Consider the following 25,458-nt stretch of genomic DNA (forward strand, 5'->3'; position numbering starts at 1 on the left):
CTGCTATAACCTCCGGGCGGTCGCCCGGCTGTTACCGTGATGGGGCTACCGCCCGCCCTCTGCGGGCGGCAGCCAATCGATTAGTTAGTGCTGAAAACCCTTGCGCTTCTGGAAGAGGTAGACACCTGCAAGCGCAGCGGTGGCGACGCCAGCCGCGGACATCGCGATGGTTCCCGACGAGCCCGTGCTCGGAAGCGTGTCTATGCCGGTGTTCTCAACGGTCACGCGGAAGGTGGCCTCCGCCCCCTCAACGGCGGTCGCGTTCTCAAGATTCGGGTAGGTAACGCTATCGTCCTCGTCAACGCTCGGAAGCGCCGCTTGGATGGTGCCATCGTCGGTCACGACGATCTTGAGCGGGTTCTCGAGCTTGGTGTAGCCAGCGGGGACGCTCGTCTCTACGAGCCAGTAGGTGCCGGGCTCGAGGTCGGAGAAGGTCGCGAGACCATCTTCACTCGTAGTCTGGGCTGTGCCAAACATGGCAGTATCGGTATCAGGGTTGTACGTCGGGTTCTGCTCGGTAGAGGTCTCCTCGTACAGCTGGAACGTAGCGCCCTGCAGGGTCTTGTCGCCGCTGTCCGGGTCACCCTCGGTCGGCTCGGTGTAGCAATCGTCATTTACCGTGTCCTCGTACTTCAGGACCTGGAGATTGGCGGTGTTCTTTCCATATGTGTTGGTCAGAGTGATTGTCTCGATACCGTCGCCACTTGTGGCGCTACCGTTAACTAGTTGGACAACACCTGCGGGAGTTTCCTCATCGGTGTCAGCCGCCGTCACACCACGCCACGGCAGCGCGTCGGTCCCGCCATCGTCGTCTCCCTCGCCGAAAGACTCGGCGATGTAGTAGTTCTTGTTCGGTTCCAGCCAGAAGGTGTAGGAGTGGTCATCGTCCATCTGGCTGTACTTGATGGAGCCGTTGTTGCCAACCTGGGTAAGCTCGCCGTCGTCTACGACGTTGTCATAATCAGAGTCAGTCCACTCGTAAAGCGTGTAGGTAGCCTGGAAGTCTGCCGGAGCCGTGTTGCCCTCGGTGCCGGAGAACTGCTTCACGAGCTTGAGCGGGCGGGTGAAGGTAGCCTTGTTCGTGACGTTGACCACGATGCTACCGTAGCCGGGCATCGTCGCAGAAGCGACGCCGTTCTCAACACTGCTCCCCGGTATGTCCTCCCCCGCGCCGTCCGTCACGGTGCAACTCATGTCGTACTTATCGCTGATATGAGCTCCCGGCTCTGTTATGTCCGAGGTGCCGACCTCCTGTACCGTGACCTTGTCGTCCACCTGGAGATCGGGGAAGACCGCGGTCTGGTCGTTTTTCAGCGTGAGGTAGCCGTTCTCGTCTGTGGTGCCCGTGATGCTCGTGCCCTGGATGGTGTACTGCTGGTTCGCATAAGGCTGACCGCCAACCTTCACCTGCATGGTGTAGGTGACGTCCGCGAGCTGCGGGGCGTAGTAGTTCTCGACCTCCTTGTGGACGGCGAGCTGGCCGTCGGGGATGGTCTTGAGGTTGAAGCTGATCTTGAGGTTCGAGGCACCCTCGCCGCGCTCCATGTAGAAGATCTGGATGCGGTGGTTGGAGCCGTCGGCGAAGGTGTCGCCGTTCCAGTCGACCGAGCCCTCCTGGCGCGCGGCCTCGTACTGGGCCTTGATCGTGGTCGAGTGCCACTCGGGCGTGTTCGGCCGATCGGTGTGGTCCTGGTCGATCGTCGTGTCGGTGTAGCGCACCTCGCCGGTGGCGAAGTTGATCGTGCCGCTCTGCGCGTCGTGGATGCCGCCGAGGTCGAGCACGAGGACGCCGTCGATGTAGACCCACATGTCGTCGTCGCCCGTGAACTCGAAGACCATGTCCTTCGGATCACCGTCCGGCTGGCCGTCCCCGTTTTGGTCGTTGGCCTCGACTTGACCGCCCTGCGGCTGGTAGAAGTCGGCCCACACGTACATGCCGAAGTGGAAGTCGTTGCTGCCCTGGAGCCCGTAGATGGGGTCGTTGTAGCCCGGGTCGCCCTCATGCAGCTCCTCGCCCTCCGCAGTGTAGTGGTTGCGGCTGATCACGTTGCTCGTGTCGAGGTCGTTGTACGGCATGAAGTTGCCGCGCTGGAAGTAGTACGGGGTGCCGCCGGCGGGGGATCCGAGCGCGTTGTAGAGGGTGAAGTTGTCATCGTCGTCGTTGGCGAGCGTCGCGAAGTTCTCGAAGGAGCTGTAGTAGAAGGTGCCGTCCTCGTTGTACTTGTCCAAGCGGAAGAGGTGGTTCACGGCATGGGAGTTGTCGACGCTGAAGGCGTTTTGGGAGCTGCCGAAGAGCCAACTGAGTGATCGATTTGGGGTCTCATACTGCCCGGTCAGGCTCGGCCAACCGTTCGTAGTGGTGGGGGTGGTCATGCCCTCCTTGACGTCGCCCGTGCGGCCGTTCTCGGTGTACTCGCCGCCGTTGAACTGGCGCACGTTGTCGGCGTAGTCGAACATGTACATATGGACGCCCTTGTCAGCGCTGTCCACAGTGTCGACGGTCTCCAGTTCGGCGTTCGGCGTATACACCAAGTAAACGGTGTTGTTGCCAACGTTTGTCCATTTGCCACTGATTTGATTCCTGTACTGCCACCTATTGCTGCTATTTTGCAGCTGCACTAGGTCAGCTTTTCCATCCAACGAATTGGCATTTCGAGCAAGCTCAGCATGCTGATACGTATAGCCAGGAATTTGAGGGGCAATTTCGGACAGCGTAATCCAGTTGTTGCGCACGATGTCACTTAGACTTGAACCTATTTCGGCCCCGGATTCGTCAACACAGTGAATCTGAATTTCTGGCCTGTATCCAGAATAATAGCCCCACGTAATCGTGAAGGTGGAGAAGCTATCCACGGAAAAGTCGGCCGTCACGTTGTCGGCCTTGGCCTCGACGGTTCCCGCGCCCTTCTCGGCATCGGCCGCCTTAGCCTTGCCGGCATCGGCGGTCTGGGCCACGGTCTCGACCTTCTCGACCCCCCCCCTTGTCGTTCTCCGCCAGGTGCTGCACGGCGAGGGTGGAGGCGTCCACGTCGTCGCCCAGCGCGCCCTGGGGGAGCTCGAACCTCACGTCCACGGCCTCGGACGGCTCGACCTCGTTGCCGTCGGCGTCGGTGAAGTACACGTCGAGCGCCGTGAAGCCGTCGTAGGAGACCTCGGCCTTGTCGAGCTCGTCGGCCACGGCCTGGGTGTCGGCGTCGTCGCTCAGGAGCTTGGCGCACAGCTCGGCGCCCTCGGGCAGCGCGCCGTTCGGCGCGTTCACGGTCACCTTGACGTCACCGCCCACAGCGGCACGCGCCTCGTCGGACATGTCCGCCGTAGTGGTGTACTCGCTTCCGCCATCAGCGGCATACGCCCTCTGCGTGCCCAAGCCCACGGCAAGGACGCCAAGAAGGACGACCGCCGAGAGGATTCCAAGAACCAGCCCTCTCCTTCGTCTTTTGTTCATTGGGCAGCCCCCAAACTCGTCTGCGTTCCGAAACATCCCGTGCATGGGCACAGGACGCCCCTCACTTTTAAGCTCGAGTTTAGGTTTGGCTGTGTTTCAGCTTTTCCGCTGGTAGAGGGGGTGGAGGTATCTATTTCACATCACACATACAACTTCATAGGGAGGGGGTATCATCTCATTACCATACAGGTATGGTAGTGAGACCGCGAATCCGCACCGTACGGAACGCGCCCCAGCGCCACGCCGGACCATCGCCGCGCGAGCTTGGGGGGAGGGGCCAGAACGGGCCTTTCACAAGTCTTTACATTTCCTCGGTTGCCCACTTGGTGAGGCGGTAGACGTTCGCCAGCTGGGCGCCGTTCTCCGAGTGGACGGCCTGCGAGATCACCAGCTGGTCGCGCCGCATGCGGCTGAGCAGCCGGTTCACGGTCTTCTCGTTTCTCCCTATGGCGGCGGCAATCTGCGCCTTGGAGCAGGGATGGCCCTCGTGACGCTCCAGGAACTTGATAATCTGCAGCTCAGAGGGGGTCAGGCGAATCGGCCCGTTGGGCGTGTTGCGAATCCGGGACGAGGGCGGGGTGCGCAGCGTCCTGATGTCAGACTCCTCGAACATGGCAGAACCATCGACCATTGGTGACCTCCCCCGCTGCCGCGACCCCCGGCGCGCCGTCCGACTTGCTTCGATGGCTGTTGAGTGTACGTCTATAGACGTACATTCGCAAGAAGAGGGCCTATACGCTGCAATACACTATGAGCAGCGCAACGCGACAAGCCTTTGGCAAACGGGTCCGCCAGCTTCGTGCTGAGCGCGGCCTCTCGTTGAGGAAATTTGCGCTCATCATCGGGACCAACAAGTCATATCTGGTGGACGTGGAGTACGGACGCAAGTCGCCCACGCTCGACACCATCGAGCGGATCGCGCGCGGGCTCGACGTGACGATCTCCTTCTTGGTGCAGGGCATCGACGCCGCCGGCGGCATCGAGTACGACGGCGGCGAGCCCTGCGTCGTCGTGGACGGCCGGGGCGCCTATCGCCCTCCCGAGCGTCTGGATGAAGAGGCCCGGTGATCGTCTCCTGAGAAGTGCCTGCCGCCGCGCGCCCTCCGGGCCCGCGTGCGGCGCACGTGTCGCGCGACCAGAGCGCATGCCGCCACGACAGCGATGCCCGCGACCGTGAGGGCGGTGAGCGGCACGCCCGGCGCCGCCTCGGCGGCAGTCGGCTCCCCCGCCGCGCCCGCTCCCCGCTCCGTCCACTCGGCGGGCAGCTCGCAGCGCTCGGCATGGACGAGCAGGCGGTGCGAGTTCACGCCGTACGGGACGCAGGTGACCAGGGTCACCAGGTCCCTCCCCTCCTGGACGGCCACGCTCTCGGTCTCGTCGGGCAGCACGGTCTCCGTGCTGGTGACGCGGTAGGCCAGTTCCTTCCCCAGCGTCTCGATTACGAAGTAGTCGCCCGGCTTCAGCTCGTCCAGCCGGTCGAAGATCTTCACGGCCGGCAGGCCGTTGTGCCCGGCGAGGACGGCGTGCGTGGAGGGGCCGCCCACCGGCAGGGAGGTTCCGGGCTCGTGGCCGACTCCCTGCTGGAGGTCGGCGGCGTCGGTGTAGTGGTAGATCGGGACGCGCAGGTCGATCTTGGGGATGGAGAGGGTGCCCATGACGCCGTCGCCGCCGAGGTTGAGCAGGCTCTCGTACGCCTCGTCGGAGCCTGCGGAGCCGTCGGAGCCCTCGGGAATCACAGCGGAAGAACCGCCTGCGGCGACCTGCTCGTTGTAGTCCTGCGCGCGGTCCGTCTCCTCGGCGAGCCTCTGCTCGCCGGCCTCGTCCACGATCTGGTCCTGGACGGAGATGACCTCGTGCTGGCGCTGCTTGTACACATAGTCGCTGACGTAGGGATAGGCGATGAGGCCCACGCCCATGACAAACGCGACCGCCGCGATGGCGAGACGAACCCTCTTCACCACACCCCCTCGGACCCGAAACCAACGCGCGCGGGGCGGAGGGCGCCGCAGCCCCTCCGCCCCGTCTCATGTGGAAAAGGGACTGTCCCTTTTCCACATGTCGGCTAGCTGTCCTTGCGAGCGCGCGCGACGAGGTACGCCGCACCGGCAACGAGGCCGGCGCCCGCAGCCGTCAGCGCCACCGCACCGATGCCGCCGGTCGAGGGCAGCGAGGAGAGCGGGGTCTTCGGGAGGTCGCCGAAGTAGGAGGCCTCGACGTTCTTGGCCTCGTTCTCGCCGTCGCCGAGCACGAACTCGAGGGGCGTCTCGTTGAGCTGGTAGCCGTCGGGCGCCACGGTCTCGGTCCAGCGGTAGGTGCCAGCGCCGAGGGAGAGCTGGTCGGCCGTGGTCGCCTTGTCGGCGCCCTTGTTGGCGGCGATGCTGCCCCCGCCGTACGTGGTCTCCCACGCCTGGGTGTCCTCGTTCCACTTCTCGAGCCTGAAGCTGGCGCCGGAGAGCTTCTCGGCGTCGGCGGAGCCGACGACCGCGCCATCCTGCTCGGTACCGACGACCTTGGTGACGTTCGCGCCGTAGAGGACGACGTCCGCCTCGGTCTTCTCGGTCGCCGTGGTCGTGGTGGGATCGTCGTCCGTCACGTGGCGGTACCACTCGACGTAGGTCTCGTCGGTGAGGGTGCCCACCTGGCCGCCGTCGACGGTAGCCTCGAGCGTGAGCACGAGCTGGTCGCCCGCCTCGACCTTCATGAGGTCGGAGGAGCTCAGGGAGACGCGCGTCTGGAAGGTGCCGTCGGACTGCTTGTTGTTGGTGAGCATGCCGACCTTCTCGCCGTTGACCGTGCGGGAGTCGGAGTCATCCACGAAGCTCAGGCCCTCGGGCAGGGAGTTGTACAGCACGAAGTTGATGCCCGAGTCCTTGGTGAGGCCGTTGTAGGTCGGCAGGTCCACCGTGACCTTGACGTACACGGTGTCGCCACGGTCGAGCGTATCGACCGAGTCGGTCCAGGTCTCCCCGTCGTCGGACACCTGCACGGTGAGGGAGCTGTTGACGGTGTCGTCGTTCTTCTTGAGCTCCACGGTGCCGCTCGGCTTGCCCCAGTTGCCGCTCGAGGGGTCCTGAGCGCGCGGCACGCACGAGAGAATCGTGGTTTGCCAGCTCACGCCGGCCTTTTCGGACGTGGCCTTCACCAGGTAGAGACCGGCGTCGATGTCCCAGAAGTTGGCGGTGGTGGAGAATCCGGCGGACTTGGAGTACGTGGGCTCCTGGTCGCCGAGCTGCTTGGCAATCTGGTTGGCCACGACCTCCGGGTCGTCCATGTAGTCCTGGATGTCAAAGTCAAAGCCGGGCTCAAGTTCGTAGTCGAGCTCGTTGTCCTCGCCGATGAAGACCGACGCGACCTTGTAGAGCTCGATGGTCCCGGCGCCGTTCACGCCGGTGACCGTGGCGTTGCCCTTCTGGAGCGGCGTGCCCGCCGCCAGCGCCGTGACCGGCGCGACCGAGAGGGCCAGCGCCGCTGCCGCGACGGCCGCGACGACGCCTCTCAGCCTCTCCTTCAACCTCATAGAAACCCCCTTCTCACTGCCGCACGTGCGGCACCCAGGGCGCAGCGCGCCCGCTTACAAAGCCGTTCATCGGCATCTCTGCCGAGAAGAACCGTGTGCTCAGTGCTCCCTGCGCGCGCGGGCCGTCAGGGCGACCGCCGCGACCACGAGGCCGGAGCCCGCCGCGCTCAGCACGACCGTGCCGGCGCCGCCGGTCGACGGCAGCGACGGGAGGTTGGGAACCTCCTCGAGGTCACCGAAGTAGCGCGCGTCCACGAAGCCCTGCTCGTCCCCGTCGCCGAGGACAAACTCGAGCGGCGTCTCGTTGAGCTGGTAGCCCTCGGGCGCCTCGAGCTCGACCCAGCGGTAGGAGCCGGCGGGAAGCGCGCGGACCGTCGCCGTGGGTGAGGCGTCGAGAGCGTCCGCGACGCGGACGTACTCGCCGTCGACCAGCCGCTCCAGGGCGAACACGGCGCCGTCGAGGCGCTCGTCGTCGGAGGAGCCCACGACCGCGTCGTCGCGCAGCTCGCCGGCAACCTTGGTCACGCTCGCGCCATACAGGGTCACGCTCGCCGAGACGGCGTCGGTCGTGACGAGGTCGTCCGAGCCGGCGGAGAAGTCGTCGGTGGCGTGCTTGTAGTACTCGACGTGGGCGTCTCCCCCGAGCGTCCCGCACAGGTCGTCGGCGGTGAGCCGGGCCTGGTAGACAAGCGAGAGGGTCCCGCCGCCTGCGTTCTTGATGTCCTTCGCGCCGAGGGAGCCCTTGATGCGCGCACCGTCCGCGCCGGAGAGGACGCTGACGCCCCTGCTGGAGGAGAAGCCCTCGCCGTCGAGCTGGAGGCGCGCCGAGCCGCTCACGTACTCCAGCCCGGCCGGCAGGCTGTCCACGACGTCGAACGTGATGTCCGCGTTATCGGAGAGGCCCTGGTAGGTGGGCACGGCCACGCTCACCCGGAAGGAGACCGTGTCGCCGACGGAGGCCGTGTCGAGGTCGCCGTCCTCCTCCCAGCTCTCGCCGTCCGCGGAGACCTCCTTCGCGAGCGTGGTGCCCACGAGGTCCGGGTTCTTCTTGAGCGCGACCTCGCCCACGGGAGCGCCCCAGGCCTCCCCCGCCTCGGGCTTTGGCGGCGCCACGCCGAGAATCGTCGTCTGGAAGCACCAGCCTGCCTCATCAGCGTCCACCCGCACCACGTAGAGGCCCGCGTCGATGCCCGTGAACGTGGCAACGTCGCCCTCGATCGAGCAGCCCTCCGTGCCGGGGGCAGCGTAGCTGGGCCGGGCGTCGTCGGGAACGAGGTTGGCGATCTGGTTGGCCATCCGCTCCCGCGTCGCCTCGTCCCCGTTCAGGTACGAGTCAAAGATGAAGTTGTACCCGGGCTCGTTGGTGTAGACGAGCTCGTTGTCCGGGCCCACGCTCACCGACGTCACCTTGTAGAGGCTGACGCTTGTGGCGCCCGCGACCCCGGTGACCCGCGCCGTGCCCGTCCCGAGGGAGGCGGCCGGCGCGGCCACGGGCGCGACCGAGAGGACCATCAGGGCCGCGGCGACCGTCGCCACAATGGCGCGAAATCTCTTCCACCGTGTCATCTCTGTCCCCCCTATGCTGCGGCAAAAATTGGATTATACCTGCACGTTTTCAGATAAGGTCAAGCTAGACCCATCCTAAAAGCATGGGGGGAGGGATGGTCATAATCGGGGGTCGTCGGTCCCGGGCGAGCGTCGGGATTCTCTCGGCGACCGGACGTGTGACGGGCTTGAGGGTCGTGCTTCTCGGCCCTTCTCGCATAAACATCCGGATGTGAATTCATATAAACGGCCCGGTGACGTGCGGGGTTCCTCACGTCCTCACCGGAGAAATAGAACACATGTTTCTATTTTGCAGAAAAGGTGTTACGATAAGAACAGCGGACAGGCGGCGCCCTCCGAGTCTCGCAGGAAGATTGGAGGGTTCCCATTGACCAAGTTCACTGTGCTTGTTCTCTCATGCGCCGTGCTTCTGGCGACGCTGAGCGCCCTCATCCTGATCGTTAGGTAGGACCGCCCGTGAGCTTAGGTCGCGTTACATGGGAACAGCCGCCCCGTCAGACGGCTGTCCCTGAGCCTAAGCTCATACTGCCCGTTAAACAGGAGGGCTTACGCCCCTGTTCGCCACCGATTGTACCCGTTCGCAGGCCTGCATGCACGGGATTTCGGGGGAGCGGGGTCCGGGACGGGCCTCGTCTCCCCCACGATCGGCGAGAAGAACGCCCGCTCGCGTCACCCCGTGTTCTGCAGGCCGGCGGCCACGCCGGAGACGGTGCAGAGGATAAGGTAGGTGAGCCGCTCGAGCTCCTCCGGCGCGAGGCCGCCCGCGCGCAGGCGACGCAGCGCGAGCGCCTGCGTCACGGAGAGCACGTTCACGAACGGCAGGCGCATGCGGATCACGGGCCCCAGCACGCGGCGGTTCTGCAGCGGCCAGTCATCGCCGGCGATCGCGAGGACCCAGCGCCGCGTGAGCTCCATCTCCTCCAGAACCTTGGCCGCCAGGTCGTCGCGGTCGCCGAGCGCGAGGTAGAGCCGCGCGATCCGCTCGTCCACCTTGGAGAGCGACATCTCGATGTTGTCGACGAACGTCTGGAAGAGCGGCCACTCGGCGTAGGCCGCGCGCAGGCGCGCGAGGTCGCCCACGCGCTCGCAGGCGGTGCCGAGGCCGTACCACGCGGCCAAGTTCACACGCGCCTGGCTCCACGAGAAGATCCACGGAATCGCGCGCAGGTCGTCCAGGGAGGCGGCGCCCAGGCCACGCTTGGCCGGGCGGCTGCCGATCGGCATGAGGCCCACCTCGGCGAGCGGCGTCACGGTGGAGAACCACGACGCAAAGCCCTCGGTGTGCAGCAGGTCCAGGTAGCGCTCGCGGCTGGCGGCGTCCAGCTCGGCCGCGAGGTCCGCGTACTTCTCGGTCATCTCGGTGTTGGTGAGCTCGACCGAGGGCGCGCTCGACAAAAGCGTGGCGCCCGCGACCGACTCCACGTGCCGGCGCGCCAGCGTGGGGTTGCCGTAGCGCGCGAAGATGACCTCGCCCTGCTCGGTAAGCTTGAAGCGGCCGTTCACCGAGCCCGCCGGCTGCGAGAGCACCGCGCGGTTGGCCGGCCCGCCGCCGCGCCCGACCGCGCCGCCGCGGCCGTGCATGAGGACGAGGTCGATGTCGTTGTCCTCCGCCCAGCGCGCGATCGCGCCCTGCGCGGCGTGCAGCACGAGCGTGGCCGCCGTGGGGCCCACGTCCTTGGAGGAGTCCGAGTAGCCCAGCATGACCTCCAGCCGGCGGCCCGTCTGGGCCAGGCGGCGCTGGACCTCGGGCAGGCGGACGATCTGGTCGAGCGTCTCCACCGCGTGCTCGAGGTCGGTGGCCTGCTCGAAGAGCGGGATCACGTCCAGCACGGGCACGTCCGCCTCGTGCGCGAAGGCCAGATGCGCGAGCTCGTAGACCGCAGCCACGTCCTCGGCCGAGCGCGTGAACGAGATGATGTAGCGGCGCGCCGCGTCCACGCCGTTCCTGCGCTGGATCTGCGAGATCGCGCGGAAGGTGTCCAGCACCTCGCGCGTCATGGGCGCGAGCTCCCCGCGCTCGCCCCAGCGGCCGTGCTCGCGGATGTCCGCCAGCGCGCGGGCGTGCACGAGCGAGTGCTGGCGGAACTCCATCTCCACGAGGTGGAAGCCAAAGGTCTGGGCCTGCCAGATCAGGCGCTGCACCGGGCCGTACGCCGCGCGGGCGGCACCGGCGCGGGCGAGCGAGTCCTGGACCACGCGCAGGTCGGCGAGGTAGTCGTCCACGCTGCGATACATCACGTCGGCCGTGCGGGCCACGGTGGCGTGCAGGCGCTCGGCAATGACGAGCATCGCGGCGCGGTGCAGCTCGCTCGCGGAGATCCCGAGGGCGCGCGCCGTGAGCTCCTCGCTCATCTCGACCTGGTGGTTCCAGAGGTTGACCAGGGCGTCGGAGGGCGGCGTGGACACGGCGTCGAGCGTGAGGTTGCGCCCGCAGGTCTGCGTGGCGTCGGCCAGGCGCTCCAGCACGTGGACGCGGAACTTCTCGGCCACCTGCCGGCTCACGCGGGCGGTGACGTTGGGGTTGCCGTCGCGGTCCGAGCCAATCCAGCTGCCGGGGTGGAAGAACGCCGGGCAGACGGGCGGCACGGTGCCGGCGCGCTCTCCGAGCTCCCAGTCGTCAAAGCGCCGATAGACGTCCGGCACCATGTCAAAGAGCGTGCTGTCAAAGATCTCGACGATCGTGTCCGCCTCCTCGACGGGCGTCGGCTTCTTGTGCGCGATCGGCGAGGTGCGCAGGAGGGCGTCGATCTCCTGCAGCAGGCGCCGCTCGTTCTCCGCGAGCGCGAGGCCGCCCAGACGCGAGCGCTCCTCCAGCAGCGCGGAGATGCGGCGAATCTTGCCCTCGACGGCCTTTCGGCGCGCCTCGGTAGGGTGCGCGGTGAAGACCGGGCGAAACTCCAGGCGCTGGAGCAGCGCGGCCGCCTTGCCGCGCCCGCACTCGTCCACCAGGCGGCGGTAGGCCACGGTGAGGTCGTTGATCGGGTCGGCGTCCGCGGCAGGGTCCACGGCCGACTCGCGCTCGCGCAGCGAGGTCACGCGGTAGTGCTCCTCGCAGATGTTGGCCAGGTGGAAGTAGGCCACGAAGGCGCGCATGAGCAGCGTGGCACCGCGCTCGTCCAGCGCGTCAATCGTGCGCTCGAGCTCGTCGAAGGCGGCGCGCTCGTCGGGCGTCTCCGCGGCGGAGTCCGCGCTCGCGCGGAAGGCGTCGGAGAGCAGGACGTCAAAGGTCTCGAGCAGAGACGGGTCAAACTCCTCGAGCACCGTGCGCACCAGCCGCAGGAACAGGTCGAGGTTCGCGGCGATGCTCTCGGGGACGTTGAGGGACGGCATGGTATCGGTCAGGTCTGCCGTGCGCACGTTCTTCTCGGCCAACGTTGCTCCTTTGCCGGACGGACGGTCACCCATACGATACCCCGAGCGCACGGGAACGCGGAAGCCCGCTCAAGAAAGACCCACGCGAGAAACGCGATGTTCACGTGCGGGCGGGACGAGGGCAGGCCGATCCGGGAATTGCTGCCCTTGTTCCGGTGGCTTCCGGGAAATCGCGCCCGTGTACCAAAATGGGGCCCATCGCCGTGACAAGGTCGCCGATTGCTAGAACCTGGGCGACAAGAACCCGGATTCTTAGAAGATTTTGCGACAAGGGCGGCGATTCCCGGACGCCCCCGGAACAACCCCGCGCTTTCCCGGACGGCGCGACCCAAACAAGGCCCGCTCCCGTGTTGCGCCCCCGCGACAGAATCGTTCCTGTCGCCCCTCGGCGCTACAATCAGGACCCGAGAAGAACGAGAGGAGTCCCAACAGCATGGCCTTCAATCCGCTCAGCCATCTGAGGCGCAAGGACCCGACGCCGGTGCGACCCGCCCCGGGCGCGCAGGTGAGCCCGCGCACCCCGCGCTACGGCGTGGTGACCAAGGGCCGGCGCGACCGGCGGGCGCAGCCGGGCCCCGACCGGCAGCCCACCTTCCTCGCCCGCGTGGCCAACGACTGGTGGAACCGGCTCATCTCGGCCGTCTTTGGCGGCAAGTTCTCCGAGCAGACCGAGCAGTACCTCGCGCACCAGACCAAGCGCGACTACATCTGCAACACGCTCGGCCAGGCCGCGTGGGGCATGCTCTTCCCGGTGCTCACGATGGTGGCCACGTGGCTCGTGGGCGCCGAGCAGGCAGGCCTCTTCTCGATGGCCTTCACGGTGGGCACGCTGCTGCTCTTCCTGGCCAACTACGGCGTGCGGACCTACCAGGTCTCGGACCTGGACGACATGCGCTCCTTCCTGGACTACCAGATCAACCGCTTCCTCACCTGCGCCCTGATGCTGCTGGTGGGGTGGCTGTGGTGCCGCTTCCGCGGCTATGACGCCCACATGTTCTCGATCTGCATGGGCGTGCTGGTGTTTCGCGCGGTGGACGGCCTCGCGGACGTCTACGAGGGGCGCCTCCAGCAGAAGGACAAGCTCTACCTCGCCGGCCTCTCGCAGGCGGTCCGGTGCGTGCTGGGGCTCGCGGCCTTCTCGCTCGTGCTGCTCGTGACGCGCGACCTCGCGGTGGCGAGCTTTGGCATGGCCGTGGGCGCCGTGGCCTCGCTCGTCCTGCTCACCGTGCCGCTCGCGTACTTTGAGACCGAGAAGAGCATGCCCGCCACGCTGCGCGGCGTGAGGGAGCTCTTCGTGGAGTGCTTCCCGCTCTTCGTGGCGCTCTTCCTCTACAACCTGATTGACTCGGTGCCCAAGTTCGCGATGGAGGGCGCGCTCTCCTACGACAACCAGCTCTACTACAACGCCATGTACTTCCCGGCGCACTCGATCCTCATGGTCGCGGGCTTCATCTACAAGCCGCAGCTCGTGCGCCTGGCGCGCATCTGGGACGACCCCGAGAAGCACCGGCGCTTCGACCTTTTGGTGCTGGCGATGGTGGGCGTGATCGCGCTGGTCACGGGCGCGATGGCGCTCTTCATGGGCACCGTGGGCATCCCGGTCATGAGCTTCATGTACGGCCTGGACTTCGAGCAGTTCCGGGGGCTGTGCCTGGTAATGGTTGGCACGGGTGGCGTGTGCGCGTGCATCGACTTCCTCTACCAGATCGTCACGGTGCTGCGCGCGCAGGGCGACGTCTCCAAGCTCTACCTCATCGCCTTCGCGTTCTCCGTGCCGGTGGCGATGCTGCTCGTCAACTTCGCGGGGCTCGCGGGGGCCGTGGTGGGCTCGCTCGTCTCCATGGCGATCCTGCTGACGCTGCTCGTGATGGAGTACTTTGGCATCCGCAAGCGGATGAGCCGCGGGTACTAGCGGCGCCGGCGCAGGCGCGCGTCGGCCGCTCCGGCGCCCGGCGCCCGTTTTCCGCCGCTGCCAGGCTTCTGGGCCCGCGCGCCACCCGTCACGCGTATGCTTGAGCATATCTGTTCGTACCATCTCCGGGAGGCGCCATGACACAGGGAGCCAACGCGCGCGGCGGCGGGGCGGCTGCCGCGCTCTTCTCCTGCACCTTCGTCCTGCTCGCAGCGCTGCTCGTGCCCCTCGCCTACCTGAGCGCGCTCATGGGCGGGGTGCTCGTCCCGTCCGGCGGGCCGCTCGGCACGAGCCGCCTCGACGCGGCGCTCTGCTCGCCCGTCACGCTCGCCATCCTCGCCGTGCTGGCGCTGCTCGCCGCAGGCGGCGTCGTCCTCGCGTGCGCGCGGCGACTCCGGGGCGTCCTGCTCGCGCTCGGCCTGTCGCTGGTCGCGGTCGCCGCGCTGACGACGCTCGTCGCCCTCCTGTGGGCGCCGATCACCGGCCTTCTCGGCGACGCCTGGGGGCAGGCCCTCGCCGGGACCTCCGACTTCTACGCGTCCTGGGCGCTGCCATGCGCCTGCGTCCTTGCGGCCGTGGGGGCGGTGCTCCTCTCGGCCTACGTGAGCGTCAGACTCGTTGAGAGGAGCCGCGCATGAGCGGGCAGCGGAAGGGCAGCGGCGCGCGTCGCGGCAGAAGGGGCCCCGTCGTCGCGATCGTGGTGGTGGCCTCGGTCGTTATTGTCGCGTGCGCGGCGGTGGCGATCGCCGTCGGCATCGACCGGAGGAGCGGGTCCAACACGGTCACCACGCCCCTGGAGGAGCTCGCCGAGCAGAGCGAGCGCGTGGACATCGACGAGTCGAGCGGCATCGTCTACGTGAACAACGAGATCCTCGTCTACACGACCACGGACGCCGACCCCGACGAGGCCAAGGCGCTCTTCTCGTCCGTCGGCGCCTCGGACGTGGACGAGACGATGGCCGACATCGGCCTCTATCGTCTGGTCTTCTCGGACGCGATGAGCTACGAGGAGCTCAACTCCGTCGTGGAGACCCTCTCGGAGAGCCCGCTCGTCGACACCGCCTCGATCGACCCGGTCTCCACCCTCGAGAACGACGACGCCGGTGCCGAGGGCGGCGAGGGCGAGGCCGCCGCGCCGCAGCCCGTGACGCCCGACGACCCGTGGAACAACGCCTCGTGGGACGTCGACGTGCCCCGTGACGAGAACTGGGGCATGGAGGCGATCGACGCCCCCGGCGCCTGGGCCTACCTCGACCAGCTCTCCGACGTGCGCCTGGGCCTCATCGACACGCCCCCCAAGACCGACCACCCCGACCTCGACGGCTCGCTGGCGGACTGCACGTACCTGCTGGTCGACGACGACGCGGGCACGATCAGCGAGGCGCCCGCCTTCGCTGCGGAGGACCACGGCACGCACGTCGCGGGCATCATGGCCGCCGAGTACAACAACGGGAGCGGCGTCTCGGGCGTGACGGGTGGAAAGGGGTCCGTCTCCTACTGCGCGGTCTTCTACCAGGCCGAGGGAGGAGCCGAGCAACGCTACGGGACGGCGTACAGCTACCTGCTCGAGGTCGACCGGCTGCTCGACCAGAACGTGCGGGCGATCAACATCAGCCAGAACACCAACCGCCTCATCGGCTTTGCCGCGAGCCGCGGCAACCAGAACGCGCTCAACTACCTCCAGAAGCAGGCCGACCTCTTTGGGAAGGGCCTCGCGCGCATCGTCGCCCAGCGCCAGGCGGCGGGCCTTCCCGACTTCGTAATCTGCGTCGCGGCCGGCAACAGCAACACCATCACCTACTATCCCGACGCGAACGAGACCTACGGCTACCGCACGGAGCCCAAGTGGTCGGAGTCCCCCGCCAACGGCGAGGTCGGCAACTCGCTCGCGGTCTACAACAACTTCATCAGCCTCGCGGACGAGGAGAGCGTGCGGGACCGCGTCATCGTCGTGGGCTCCGTCGACATAGACCCCAACGCCTCCACCTCCTCCCAGACGCGCCTCGAGTACTCGGACTACTCCTGCGTCGGTGATCGCGTTGACGTCGTGGCGCCGGGCGGCAACAACAACGGGAGCCTCGTCTACAGCTGCGGCGTGAGCCAGGAGTACCTCGGCGCGGCCGGGACGTCCATGGCGACCCCGCACGTCACGGGCGTGGCGGGCCTCGTCTTTGCCGCGAACCCGGAGCTCTCCGGACCGGACGTCAAGCGCATCGTCGTGGCGTCGGGGGACGCCACGAGCCGCTACTACCACGGCAGCAGCTGGAGCACCCTCGTCGACGCGCGCACCGCCGTGGAGAGCGCCCTCAGGACCCGCGAGGAGTCCGTGAGCCGCGTCGTCGCCAACAACCAGACCAACGGGCTCGACCTGTGCTTCGTCGTGGACACCACCGGCTCCATGGGAGACGACATCGACAACGCGCGCCAGAACATGGAGCAGATCCTCTCGAACCTCGCCACGCGGACCGAGAACTACCGCGTCGCCCTCGTCGACTACCGCGACTTTGCCTCCCGGACCAGAGATTCGGACGACTACGCGAGCAAGGTGCAGCTCGACTTCACCAACGACGATGCGGCCATCACGGCGGCCATCGACCAGCTCGACCTGGGCTACGGCGGAGACAACGAGGAGACCGTCTACTCGGGCCTCATGCAGGCCGTCAACCTGGGCTGGCGCGACGACGCAAAGAAGGTGGTCATCATCCTCGGCGACGCGGCGCCACTCGACCCGGAGCCCTCGACCGGCTACACCTACGAGGACGTCGCGCTGGCGCTGTTCAACGGCGGCATCGGCATCGACTACACGAGCTCGGACTCCCGCGTGCTCGGGACGCCGGACGAGAGCCTCATCAACGTCTATTCCATCGGCGCGGATGCGAGCTCGGACGCGCTGGACTTCTTCGAGGACATCTCCTCCTCGACGGGCGGCAGCAGCGCCGACATCGACGACGCCTCGGGCGTGAGCGACGCCATCACGAGCTCCATCGACCAGATCGAGGTCGAGGCGGGCGTCACGGCGGAGCTCGACTTCGGCGGCGACATGGCGGGCCACCGCGTCGACCTCTACGCGGCGACGGGGACGGCCGACGCCGTCACCGATTCCACCGATTCCACGGGCGCGGGCGAGAAGGACGACGGCCCAACGGCGGGCACCTACCTCTTCTCGTTCACGACCGACGAGTCCGGCCGCTTCACCCTCGACGCGCTGCCCGCCGGCAGCTACGTGTGGACGACCGACGGCCCCTCGGGCGGCGGCACGCTGAGCGTGGCGACCGGCGGCACCGCTCCGGCGCTCAGCACCTCCGGCTCGTTCTGGTTCTCGCCCGTCACGCGAGCCTGGGACCGTGCGGCCCCGCTCATCGTCAGCGGGCTGCTCGTTCTTCTTGCCCTCTGTGTGGCCGCGCCGCTCGTGATCGTGCGGCTCGCCGCGCCGCACAGGCCCGGCAGGCCCGGCGGGGGCGGCGGCCCGAGGCGCTGCCCGTACTGCGGCGGCGAGATCCCGGCCGGCGCCCGCTTCTGCCGGCACTGCGGCCGGACCCTCGGCTGAGGCCCGCGCGGCGGACGGCGCTACCGGCGCCGGCGTCCCCTCCCCTTGGGCGGGCGCCGGCGCACGGAGTAGCCAAAGCTCCCGATGCGCCGTCCCAGCTCGAAGTACTCCCCGTGGCTGTAGGCGGTGAGGTTGGCGCGCGCCAGGTCCAGCCGGCCGCCCTCGTCGAGCAGCGCCTCCTCCACCTGCACCGCCAGGACGTCGGCCAGAAACAGGTGATGGCTCCCCAGCTCCAGCACGTCGCGCACGCGGCACTCGATGCTCACCGGGCTCTCGGCGATCGCGGGCGCCAGCTCGAGCGCCGTGGCCGGCGCGGGCGTGAGGCGGCACTCCGTGAACTTGTCGTGGTCACGCCCGGAGCGCACGCCGCACCAGTCGCACGCGCGCTGCAGGCGCGCGGTCACGAGGTTCACCACGAACTCGCCTGACTCGCGCACGATGTGGTAGCTGTGCCGCTCCGGGCGCAGGGAGATCGAGAGCATCGGCGGGTTGGTGCAGACGGTCCCCGCCCACGCCACCGTGACGATGTCCTTCTCGCCCGCCGCGTTTGCGCAGCTCACCATCACGGCGGGCAGCGGGTAGAGCATGTTGCCGCCCTTCCAGGCCTGCTTTGCCACGTTGTTCTCCCTGCGTCAATGAACCCGAACCGGGTGCCCAGTCTAGTCCAGCTCCTTGGCGCCGGTCCAGAGCTGCCAGTACTCGCCGCGCTGGGCGAGAAGCTCCTCGTGCGTGCCGCGCTCCACGATCCGGCCGTGCTCCAGCACCATGATGGCGTCGGCGTTGCGCACGGTCGAGAGCCGGTGCGCGATCACGAAGACTGTGCGCCCCGCCATGAGGGCGTCCATGCCGCGCTGGATGAGCGCCTCGGTGCGCGTGTCGATGCTCGAGGTGGCCTCGTCGAGGATCAGCACCGGCGGGTCCGCCACGGCTGCCCGCGCGATGGCCAACAGCTGCCGCTGGCCCTGGGAGAGGTTGGCGCCGTCGGCCACCACCGGCGTGTCGTAGCCGCGCGGCAGGCGCGAGATGAAGCCGTCCGCGCAGGCCAGCCGCGCCGCCGCGCGCACCTCGTCGTCCGTGGCGTCGAGCTTGCCAAAGCGGATGTTGTCCGCGATCGAGCCCGAGAAGAGGTGCGTGTCCTGCAGCACGATGCCGAGCGAGCGGCGCAGGCTTGCCTTCTCGATGTCACGCACGTCGATGCCGTCGTAGGTGATCACGCCGGAGCGCACCTCGTAGAAGCGGTTGATGAGGTTGGTGATCGTAGTCTTGCCGGCGCCCGTGGAGCCCACGAAGGCGATCTTCTGGCCCGGCTTGGCGTAGAGCGAGAGGTCCGCGAGCACGGTCTGCCCCTCCTCGTAGCCAAAGTCCACGTGGTAGAACTGCACGTCGCCCTGGAGCGGCACGTGCTCTCCGCAGATCTCCCATGCCCAGCCCGCGGCTCCCGCCGCCGCGCGGGCGGCCTCCACGTCGTCGGCGTGGACGAGGCGCACCTTGCCCTCGTCCACCTCGCCCTCACGCCGCATCACGGCGAAGATCCGCTCCGCGCCCGCGAGCGCCGTGAGCAGGAAGTTCCCCTGCTGCGTGAACTGGTTGAGCGGTGCCGCCGCCTGCCGCACGAAGACCAGGTAGCTAGCGAGCGAGCCCACGTCCGTGAGCCCCCGCACCGCAAGCAGCGCCCCCAGCACGCACACGATCGCGTAGTTCACGTAGCCCACGCAGACCGTGACCGGCACCATCGTGGAGGCGTAGGCCTGCGCCGTGGTGCCCGCCGCGCGCAGCCGCTCGTTGAGCTGCCCAAAGCGCGCGAGGTTGGCCGCCTCGTGATTGAAGACCTTGACGACCTTCTGCCCGGCGATCATCTCCTCCACGTAGCCGTCGAGCCCGGCGAGCTCCGCCTGCTGGCGCGAGAAGAACCGCCCGCTGCGCCCGCCCGAGAAGCGCACGTAGAGCGCGATCGCCGCGTCGCACGCGACCGTGACCAGCGTGAGCCGCCAGTCAAGCACCAGGAGCAGCACGAGCGTGCCCACGATCTGCACCGCCGCCTGCACGAGGTTGGCAAAGCTGTTGTTGAGCGCCTCGGAGACCGTGTCCACGTCGTTGGTGAAGTAGCTCATCACGTCACCATGGCGCGCCCGGTCGAAGAACGAGAGCGGCAGCCGCTCGATGTGCGCGAAGAGGTCGCGCCGGATGTCCAGCACCACGCGCTGCGCCGCGCGCACCATGAGCTGCGTGTAGCCGGCGGCCGAGGCCACACCCACCACGTAGATTACGGCGGCCACGGCCACCCCGCGCAGAAACGCCGCCTGGTCGCCCGCGCCCACCGCGTTCACCACGGGCTTGATCATGTAGGTGCCGAGCAGGTTGGCGAGTCCCGCCAGCGTGACCAGCACCGCCACCATGAGCATGAGCCAGCGGGCGTGGCTCATGTAGGACAGCAGCTCGCGCAGCGTGGCGAGAAGGTCGTGCGGCCGCGACGGGGCGGCGTTTCCGCGAGCGGGCATCTAGGCCACCTCCCCGCTGATCCCCGAGCCCACCTGGGACGCGTAGATCTCCTGGTAGATGGGGTCGGTCGCAAGCAGCTCCTCGTGCGTGCCGCACGCGTGGACGCGCCCGTCGTCGAGCACCACGATCTTGTCGGCGTCCATCACGGAGGCCACGCGCTGCGCGATCACGATCTTGGTCACGTCGGTGAGGCGAGCCAGGTTCGCCCAGATCGTGGCGTCCGTGGCCATGTCCACGGCGCTCGTGGAGTCGTCCAGGATGAGGACACGCGGGTGCTTGAGCAGGGCGCGCGCAATGCAGAGGCGCTGGCGCTGCCCGCCGGAGACGCCGGCGCCGCCCTGGCCCAGTGACCCGTCCAGCCCGCCGATGCGCTCCAGAAACTCGTCCGCGCGCGCGAGCCGGCACGCCTCGAGCATCTGCTCGTCCGTGGCTGCCGCGTCCCCCCAGGCTAGGTTCTCGCGCACCGTGCCGCTAAAGAGCACGTTCTTCTGCAGGACCACGGCCACGGCGTCGCGCAGGGCCGCCAGGTCGTAGGCGCGCACGTCGTGGCCGCCCACGCGCACCGCGCCCGAGGTCACGTCGTAGAGCCGCGCCACGAGCTGCACGAGCGTCGTCTTGCCCGAGCCCGTGCCGCCGAGCACGCCCACGGTGGAGCCGGCCGCAATCTCCAGGCAGACGTCCGAGAGCACGTCCTTCTCGGCCTCCTGGGCGTACTTGAAGCAGACGTGGTCGAAGACCACCGAGCCGTCCGGCACCTCCGTGAGCGCGTCCGGCGGCGAGACCAGCGTGGGCCTCTCGTCCAGCACCTCGCGCACACGCTCCACGCTGGTCACGGCGCGCGCGAGCATGAGAAAGACGTTGGAGATCATCATCAGCGAGTTCACGATCTGCAGAACGTAGCTCATGAAGCCCGTGAACGCGCCCACGGTGAGCGTCCCCGCCAGGATCATCTGCCCGCCAAAGAGCAGGATCGCCACGCTGGTGGCGTACATCGCGCCCTGGAGGATGGGGACGTTGAGGACCGCAGTGCGGAAGGTGCGCGTGGCCGTGTCCGCCAGGTGCTCGTTCACCTGGGCAAAGCGCGCAGCGACGTGGCCCTCGCGCACGTAGGCCTTGATCACACGAATGGCGGCGAGGTCCTCCTGCAGGGCGTCGTTCAGCTGGTCCATCGCGCGCTGCAGCACGCGGTAGCGCGGCGCCACGCGGGCCACCACGGAGAGCATGGCCACCGCGAGCAGCGGCACCACCACGCAGAACACCACCGCGAGCTCCGGCGACATGAGAAACGCGTAGACGATGCCCGCCACGAGCGCCGAGGGGCCGCGCACGAGCGGGCGCGTGCCCGTGACCAGGGCGTTCTGCACCACGGTGACGTCCGTGGTGAGGCGCGTCACGAGCGAGGAGGCCTCGAAGTCGTCGATGTTGGCGAAGGAGAAGGTCTGGAGGTGCGCGTACTCGGCCTCGCGCAGGCGCGCGCCCAGGCCCATCGCCGCGCGGGCCGAGAAGCGCGCGTAGGCCAGGCCCAGCGCGAGCGCCGCCACCGCGCAGAGCAGCATGAGCGCACCGTCCACGAGGACCACGTGCAGGTCGCCGGCCGTGATGCCCTGGTCCACAACTTGCGCCATGAGCAGCGGGATGAAGAGCTCGAGCGAGGTCTCCGCGGCCACGCAGAGCACCGCGAGCAGGAAGTCCCGCCGGTACGGTCCCAGGAACTTTGCTATGAGCCGCACGCCGTCCGTTCTTCTCGCCTCCCCCGCCGCGCCTTACACCGTTATAACGCAGCCGCGCCTTCCCGCGTGGCTTAGGCGTCCTGAAAATCGAGGCTGCAGCACGGGCGGACTTGCGCGACCTGTGCGTTCCTGCTCGCGCGTCCTAAAAAACGAAGCTCCGGCACGACGGCACTGCCGCAGGTTCGGTTTTCAGGACACGGCGAGAAGAACGGTCGGGAGCGGGGTGGGACACCCAAGAAACGGCAAGGTTGTCCCAGCGGCATCCGGAAATCGGCACCCTTGTCCCGGCTGCGCCCGGAAGTCGGCACCCTTGTCGCGGCGCCCGTGCCCCGACGGTCCCTCTTTCCTGGAATTCGGGACCGTGCACGCCACGCACTCCATAAAACGGCGCCCTTGTTGCGGAGCGAGGCCGCCAACCGCAACAAGGGCGCATTCTTCTAGAAGGTCCCGCGCCAACCCCGGCATTTCCCGGAGGCGCACCACCCACACTGTAAATTGGGGACTGTCCCCAATTTACAGCAGGCGCAGGCCGACCTCCTTGAGCTGCTTGCCGGAGACCTCGCTCGGCGCCTCGGACATGAGGTCGGAGCCGCTGGACGTCTTGGGGAACGCCATGACGTCGCGAATCGAGTCCTCGCCGGCGAGCAGCATGCACACGCGGTCGAGGCCGAGCGCAAAGCCGCCCATGGGGGGCGCGCCGTACTCGAGGGCGTCCATCAGGAAGCCGAACTGCTCGCGCGCACGCTCCACCGTAAAGCCCATGAGCTCGAGCATGTCGAGCTGCAGCTGCGAGTTGTGGATACGCATGCCGCCGCCGCCCGCCTCGCAGCCGTCCATGACGAAGTCGTAGGTGGCCGAGCCGATGGCCAGCGGGTCCGCCTTGATCTTCTCCACGTCGAGCTCGGTGGGCAGGGTGAAGGGCTGGTGCTCGGCCTCGTAGCGCTTGGCCTCGTCGTCCCAGTGGAAGAGCGGGAAGTTGACCACCCAGAGGAAGTCGTGCCCCTCGCGCGGGACGTTCAGCGCGCCCGCCATGTGCAGGCGCATGCCGCCCAGGATCTCGTCGGCCGTCTTGCGGTCCGCCACGGCAAACATCACGAGGTCGCCCAGCTCGACGCCCATCTCCTCGCGCAGCGCCGCCATCTCCTCGTCCGAGAAGAACTTGACGATCGGGCTGTTCACGGAGCCGTCCTCGCGGAACGCGATCCACGCGAGGCCCTTGGCGCCAAACTCGGCGGCCACGTTGGCGAGCTTGTCGATCTGCGCGCGCGGCCAGGCACCGGCGCCCTTGGCGTTGATGGCCTTGACGTACTGGCCCTCCGTGGCCGCCGCGCTCGCGAAGAGCTTGAACTTGGACGCCGAGAAGATCGACGTCACGTCGTGGAGCTCCATGCCGATGCGCGTGTCCGGCTTGTCGGAGCCGTAGGTGTCCATCGCGTCCCAGTAGTCTAGGCGGCGCAGCGGCGTGGGCATCTCGACGCCCATCTTGGCAAAGGCGTCGGCCAGCACGTCCTCCAGCTCGCCCATGACGTCGTCCTGGTCCACGAAGCTCATCTCGATGTCCACCTGCGTGAACTCGGGCTGACGGTCGGCGCGCAGATCCTCGTCGCGGAAGCACTTGGCCACCTGGTAGTAGCGCTCCACGCCGCCGACCATGAGGAGCTGCTTCAGGAGCTGCGGGGACTGCGGCAGCGCGTAGAAGTGGCCGGGCTGGGTGCGGCTCGGCACGAGGAAGTCGCGCGCGCCCTCGGGCGTGGACTTGAAGAGCGCCGGCGTCTCCACCTCGAGGAAGTCGCGGCCGTGCAGGGCCTCGCGCAGCGCGAAGGTGAAGTCGGAGCGCATCTTGAGGTTGGCCGTCATGCGCGGGCGGCGCAGGTCGAGGTAGCGGTAGCGCAGGCGGACGTCCTCGGAGGTGTCCACGTGGTCCTCGATCTGGAAGGGCGGCGTCTTGGAGGAGTTGAGGACCTCGATCTGGTCGATGAGCACCTCGACCTCGCCGGTGGCCAGCTTGGGGTTGTCCATGCCCTCGGGGCGCTCGCGGACCACGCCCGTGACCTTGATCGGCCACTCGGAGCGGATGGTCTCGGCCGCGTGGAAGGCCTCGCCGCCGGAGTGCTCCGGGTCAAAGGAGACCTGCGTCACGCCGTCACGGTCGCGCAGGTCCACAAAGATCAGGCCGCCGTGGTCGCGACGGTGCCAGACCCAGCCGGTAAGCGTGACCGTCTGGCCGATGTGCTCGAGGCGCAGCTCGCCGCAGGTGTGGGTGTGCATGGTGTGGGAGTCCATTGGGGTGACCCGCCTTTCTCGTCCCGCCGCCCCGTGCCGGACGGGCGGCTCCTGCCGGATGGTCGCGGCGCACGTAGACGGCGCGCGCCGCAGCGGGGCTGATTGTACTACGGCCGCCGTCGCCGCTGCCCCCGCGAAAGCAGACAGAAACGTGGGGCCGCGCGCATGCGGCGCGAGGTTATGCGCAGTCGCGGAGGATATGCGCAGCGCCGCGGGCAGAGGTTCTTCTCGGCAATGCTGTGAGCTGCGGATATATACGACGCAACTGTGCGCATACCCTCCGCAGGCGCGCACAACCTCAGCGGGTGCGCATAACCTGAGCAACGGCGAGAAGAACGGCGCCGCCCGACGCCCGACGTGCTACCCTGTTCGGCGGTCAACCGAAGGAGCGCCCATGGCCGCCTATGCAACCGCCGTCTTTGACCTTGACGGCACCCTGCTCAACACCCTCGAGGACCTGCACCTCTCCACCAACGCCGCGCTCGCCGCGCACGACATGCCGCCGCACTCGATCGACGATGTCCGCCGCTTCGTGGGCAACGGCATCCGCCTGCTCATCGAGCGCGCCGTGCCCGCCGGCACCCCCGCCGCCGAGCGCGAGGCCGTCTACCAGGACTTCTGCACCCACTACGCCGCGCACTGCGAGGACCACACCGGCCCCTACCCCGGCGTTCCCGAGCTCTTGGCCCACCTGCGCGCGGCCGGCGTGCGGCTGGCCGTGGTCTCCAACAAGGGCGACTTTGCCGTGCAGGAGCTCATCGCGCGGCAGTTCCCCGGCGCCTTCGACGCGGTCCTCGGCGAGAACGAGGCCGCCGGCATCCGCAAGAAGCCCGCGCCGGACATGGTGCTCGCCGCGCTGCAGCGCATGGGCGCCGGGCGCGACGGCCTCGTCTACATCGGCGACTCCGAGGTGGACGTCCAGACGGCGGCGAGCGTGGGCTGCCCGTGCGTGAGCTGCACCTGGGGCTTCCGCGCTCCGGACGAGCTCGTTGCCGCCGGGGCGACCACCTTCGTGGACACGCCCGCCGAGCTGGAGCGCGTTCTTCTCGGCCGCCAGAGCTGACCGCCCACCTAACAATTCGCGAACATCCGCATAACTGTCAGCCCCGCGGGTTACACTCTTGCTAACGTCCGATTGGCCTCCGACGAAAGGGGATCGCCATGGGAAAGAAGGCAGCCGAGGCTCTCGACATCAACTACGAGGGTCTGGTCGAGTACCTGCACTGCAATCACTCCGTCTACATGAAGATCGGATCGAGCGTCTACTACCTCACGGATTGCAACTACGAGTCCTGGCGCGCGCAGGACACGAGCCGTCGCAACGAGAAGAACCACTTCGTGGACTGCTCCGAGCTCGTCCCCACGGTCGACGAGTTCCTCGCGCTCCCCTTTGTCAACGGCCAGACCATCAAGGACGTCTTTGACCACGCCACGTTCTACGCCTCCCTCCAGGGCGAGAAGGACGCGTAACCGCAGCTCACACGTTGCGCGCGGGGCCGGCACCTCAACGGGTGCCGGCCCCCTTTTGGTCTGTCGGCGCGCGCAGGTCGGGATTGCCGGTAATGCCGAGTTACGCGCGCAAGGCGC

The 25,458-nt window shown here is 67.9% G+C and carries 17 protein-coding genes; 6 read left to right on the top strand and 11 right to left on the bottom strand.

Going from position 1 to position 25,458, the window contains the following annotated elements:
* Positions 1-84: 84 nt before the first annotated feature.
* From H6A07_RS05905 to H6A07_RS05915, 3 genes are all read right to left on the bottom strand, one after another.
* Entirely contained in the window at positions 85-2,463 is a 2,379-nt protein-coding gene (locus tag H6A07_RS05905; protein WP_204814008.1) for a SpaA isopeptide-forming pilin-related protein, read from the bottom strand.
* A gap of 460 nt (positions 2,464-2,923) precedes the next feature.
* Positions 2,924-3,445: a hypothetical protein gene (locus H6A07_RS05910; RefSeq protein WP_204814009.1), complete on the bottom strand. Its 522-nt coding sequence runs from the start codon at positions 3,443-3,445 to the stop codon at positions 2,924-2,926.
* A gap of 301 nt (positions 3,446-3,746) precedes the next feature.
* The gene (locus H6A07_RS05915; protein WP_204814010.1) at positions 3,747-4,076 is read right to left on the bottom strand and encodes a MarR family transcriptional regulator; all 330 of its coding nucleotides are present in this window, start codon (positions 4,074-4,076) and stop codon (positions 3,747-3,749) included.
* A gap of 119 nt (positions 4,077-4,195) precedes the next feature.
* On the opposite strand from H6A07_RS05915, the gene H6A07_RS05920 reads away from it, so the two are divergent.
* Positions 4,196-4,513: a helix-turn-helix domain-containing protein gene (locus H6A07_RS05920; RefSeq protein ID WP_204814011.1), complete on the top strand. Its 318-nt coding sequence runs from the start codon at positions 4,196-4,198 to the stop codon at positions 4,511-4,513.
* On the opposite strand, the gene H6A07_RS05925 is transcribed toward H6A07_RS05920, so the two are convergent.
* The 4 genes from H6A07_RS05925 to H6A07_RS05940 form a co-directional block, all read right to left on the bottom strand.
* Entirely contained in the window at positions 4,474-5,403 is a 930-nt protein-coding gene (locus H6A07_RS05925; protein WP_204814012.1) for a class C sortase, read from the bottom strand. The genes H6A07_RS05920 and H6A07_RS05925 overlap by 40 nt on opposite strands.
* Positions 5,404-5,507: 104 nt before the next feature.
* Positions 5,508-6,962, bottom strand: a complete 1,455-nt coding sequence (locus H6A07_RS05930) for a SpaA isopeptide-forming pilin-related protein (protein WP_204814013.1) — start codon at positions 6,960-6,962, stop codon at positions 5,508-5,510.
* 99 nt (positions 6,963-7,061) lie between these two features.
* Positions 7,062-8,528 (bottom strand): SpaA isopeptide-forming pilin-related protein, encoded by a 1,467-nt coding sequence (locus H6A07_RS05935; RefSeq protein WP_204814014.1) that lies wholly within the window; start codon positions 8,526-8,528, stop codon positions 7,062-7,064.
* 669 nt (positions 8,529-9,197) lie between these two features.
* Complete coding sequence (locus H6A07_RS05940; RefSeq protein WP_204814015.1) at positions 9,198-11,933, bottom strand: phosphoenolpyruvate carboxylase; 2,736 nt, start codon at positions 11,931-11,933, stop codon at positions 9,198-9,200.
* Positions 11,934-12,333: 400 nt separating this feature from the next.
* On the opposite strand from H6A07_RS05940, the gene H6A07_RS05945 reads away from it, so the two are divergent.
* The 3 genes from H6A07_RS05945 to H6A07_RS05955 all read left to right on the top strand — a co-directional run bounded on the left by H6A07_RS05945 (position 12,334) and on the right by H6A07_RS05955 (position 17,359).
* A complete protein-coding gene (locus H6A07_RS05945) occupies positions 12,334-13,812 on the top strand; it encodes a lipopolysaccharide biosynthesis protein (RefSeq protein WP_204814016.1) in 1,479 nt (492 codons plus the stop codon).
* Positions 13,813-13,949: 137 nt separating this feature from the next.
* Positions 13,950-14,450 (top strand): hypothetical protein, encoded by a 501-nt coding sequence (locus tag H6A07_RS05950; protein WP_204814017.1) that lies wholly within the window; start codon positions 13,950-13,952, stop codon positions 14,448-14,450.
* A complete protein-coding gene (locus H6A07_RS05955) occupies positions 14,447-17,359 on the top strand; it encodes a S8 family serine peptidase (RefSeq protein WP_204814018.1) in 2,913 nt (970 codons plus the stop codon). Before H6A07_RS05950 ends, H6A07_RS05955 begins: the two co-directional genes overlap by 4 nt.
* Before the next feature lie 20 nt (positions 17,360-17,379).
* Here H6A07_RS05955 and H6A07_RS05960 read toward each other — a convergent pair whose 3' ends face one another.
* The 4 genes from H6A07_RS05960 to aspS all read right to left on the bottom strand — a co-directional run bounded on the left by H6A07_RS05960 (position 17,380) and on the right by aspS (position 23,871).
* Entirely contained in the window at positions 17,380-17,976 is a 597-nt protein-coding gene (locus H6A07_RS05960; RefSeq protein WP_204814019.1) for a flavin reductase, read from the bottom strand.
* Between the two features lie 42 nt (positions 17,977-18,018).
* A complete protein-coding gene (locus H6A07_RS05965; protein ID WP_204814020.1) occupies positions 18,019-19,857 on the bottom strand; it encodes an ABC transporter ATP-binding protein in 1,839 nt (612 codons plus the stop codon).
* Positions 19,858-21,588 carry an ABC transporter transmembrane domain-containing protein gene (locus H6A07_RS05970; RefSeq protein WP_204814021.1) on the bottom strand — a complete coding sequence of 577 codons (1,731 nt, stop codon included), beginning with the start codon at positions 21,586-21,588 and terminating at the stop codon, positions 19,858-19,860.
* 513 nt (positions 21,589-22,101) lie between these two features.
* On the bottom strand, positions 22,102-23,871 hold the full coding sequence (aspS, locus tag H6A07_RS05975; RefSeq protein WP_204814022.1) for an aspartate--tRNA ligase: 1,770 nt from the start codon (positions 23,869-23,871) through the stop codon (positions 22,102-22,104).
* A 394-nt stretch (positions 23,872-24,265) separates the two neighbouring features.
* Here aspS and H6A07_RS05980 point away from each other — a divergent pair, with 394 nt between their 5' ends.
* Entirely contained in the window at positions 24,266-24,934 is a 669-nt protein-coding gene (locus H6A07_RS05980; RefSeq protein ID WP_204814023.1) for an HAD family hydrolase, read from the top strand.
* Positions 24,935-25,032: 98 nt separating this feature from the next.
* On the top strand, positions 25,033-25,341 hold the full coding sequence (locus H6A07_RS05985; RefSeq protein ID WP_204814024.1) for a CDP-alcohol phosphatidyltransferase: 309 nt from the start codon (positions 25,033-25,035) through the stop codon (positions 25,339-25,341).
* Positions 25,342-25,458 lie beyond the last annotated feature (117 nt).

The sequence above is a fragment of the Olsenella uli genome, assembly GCF_016899935.1.
In the GTDB taxonomy this organism is placed as follows: domain Bacteria; phylum Actinomycetota; class Coriobacteriia; order Coriobacteriales; family Atopobiaceae; genus Thermophilibacter; species Thermophilibacter uli_B.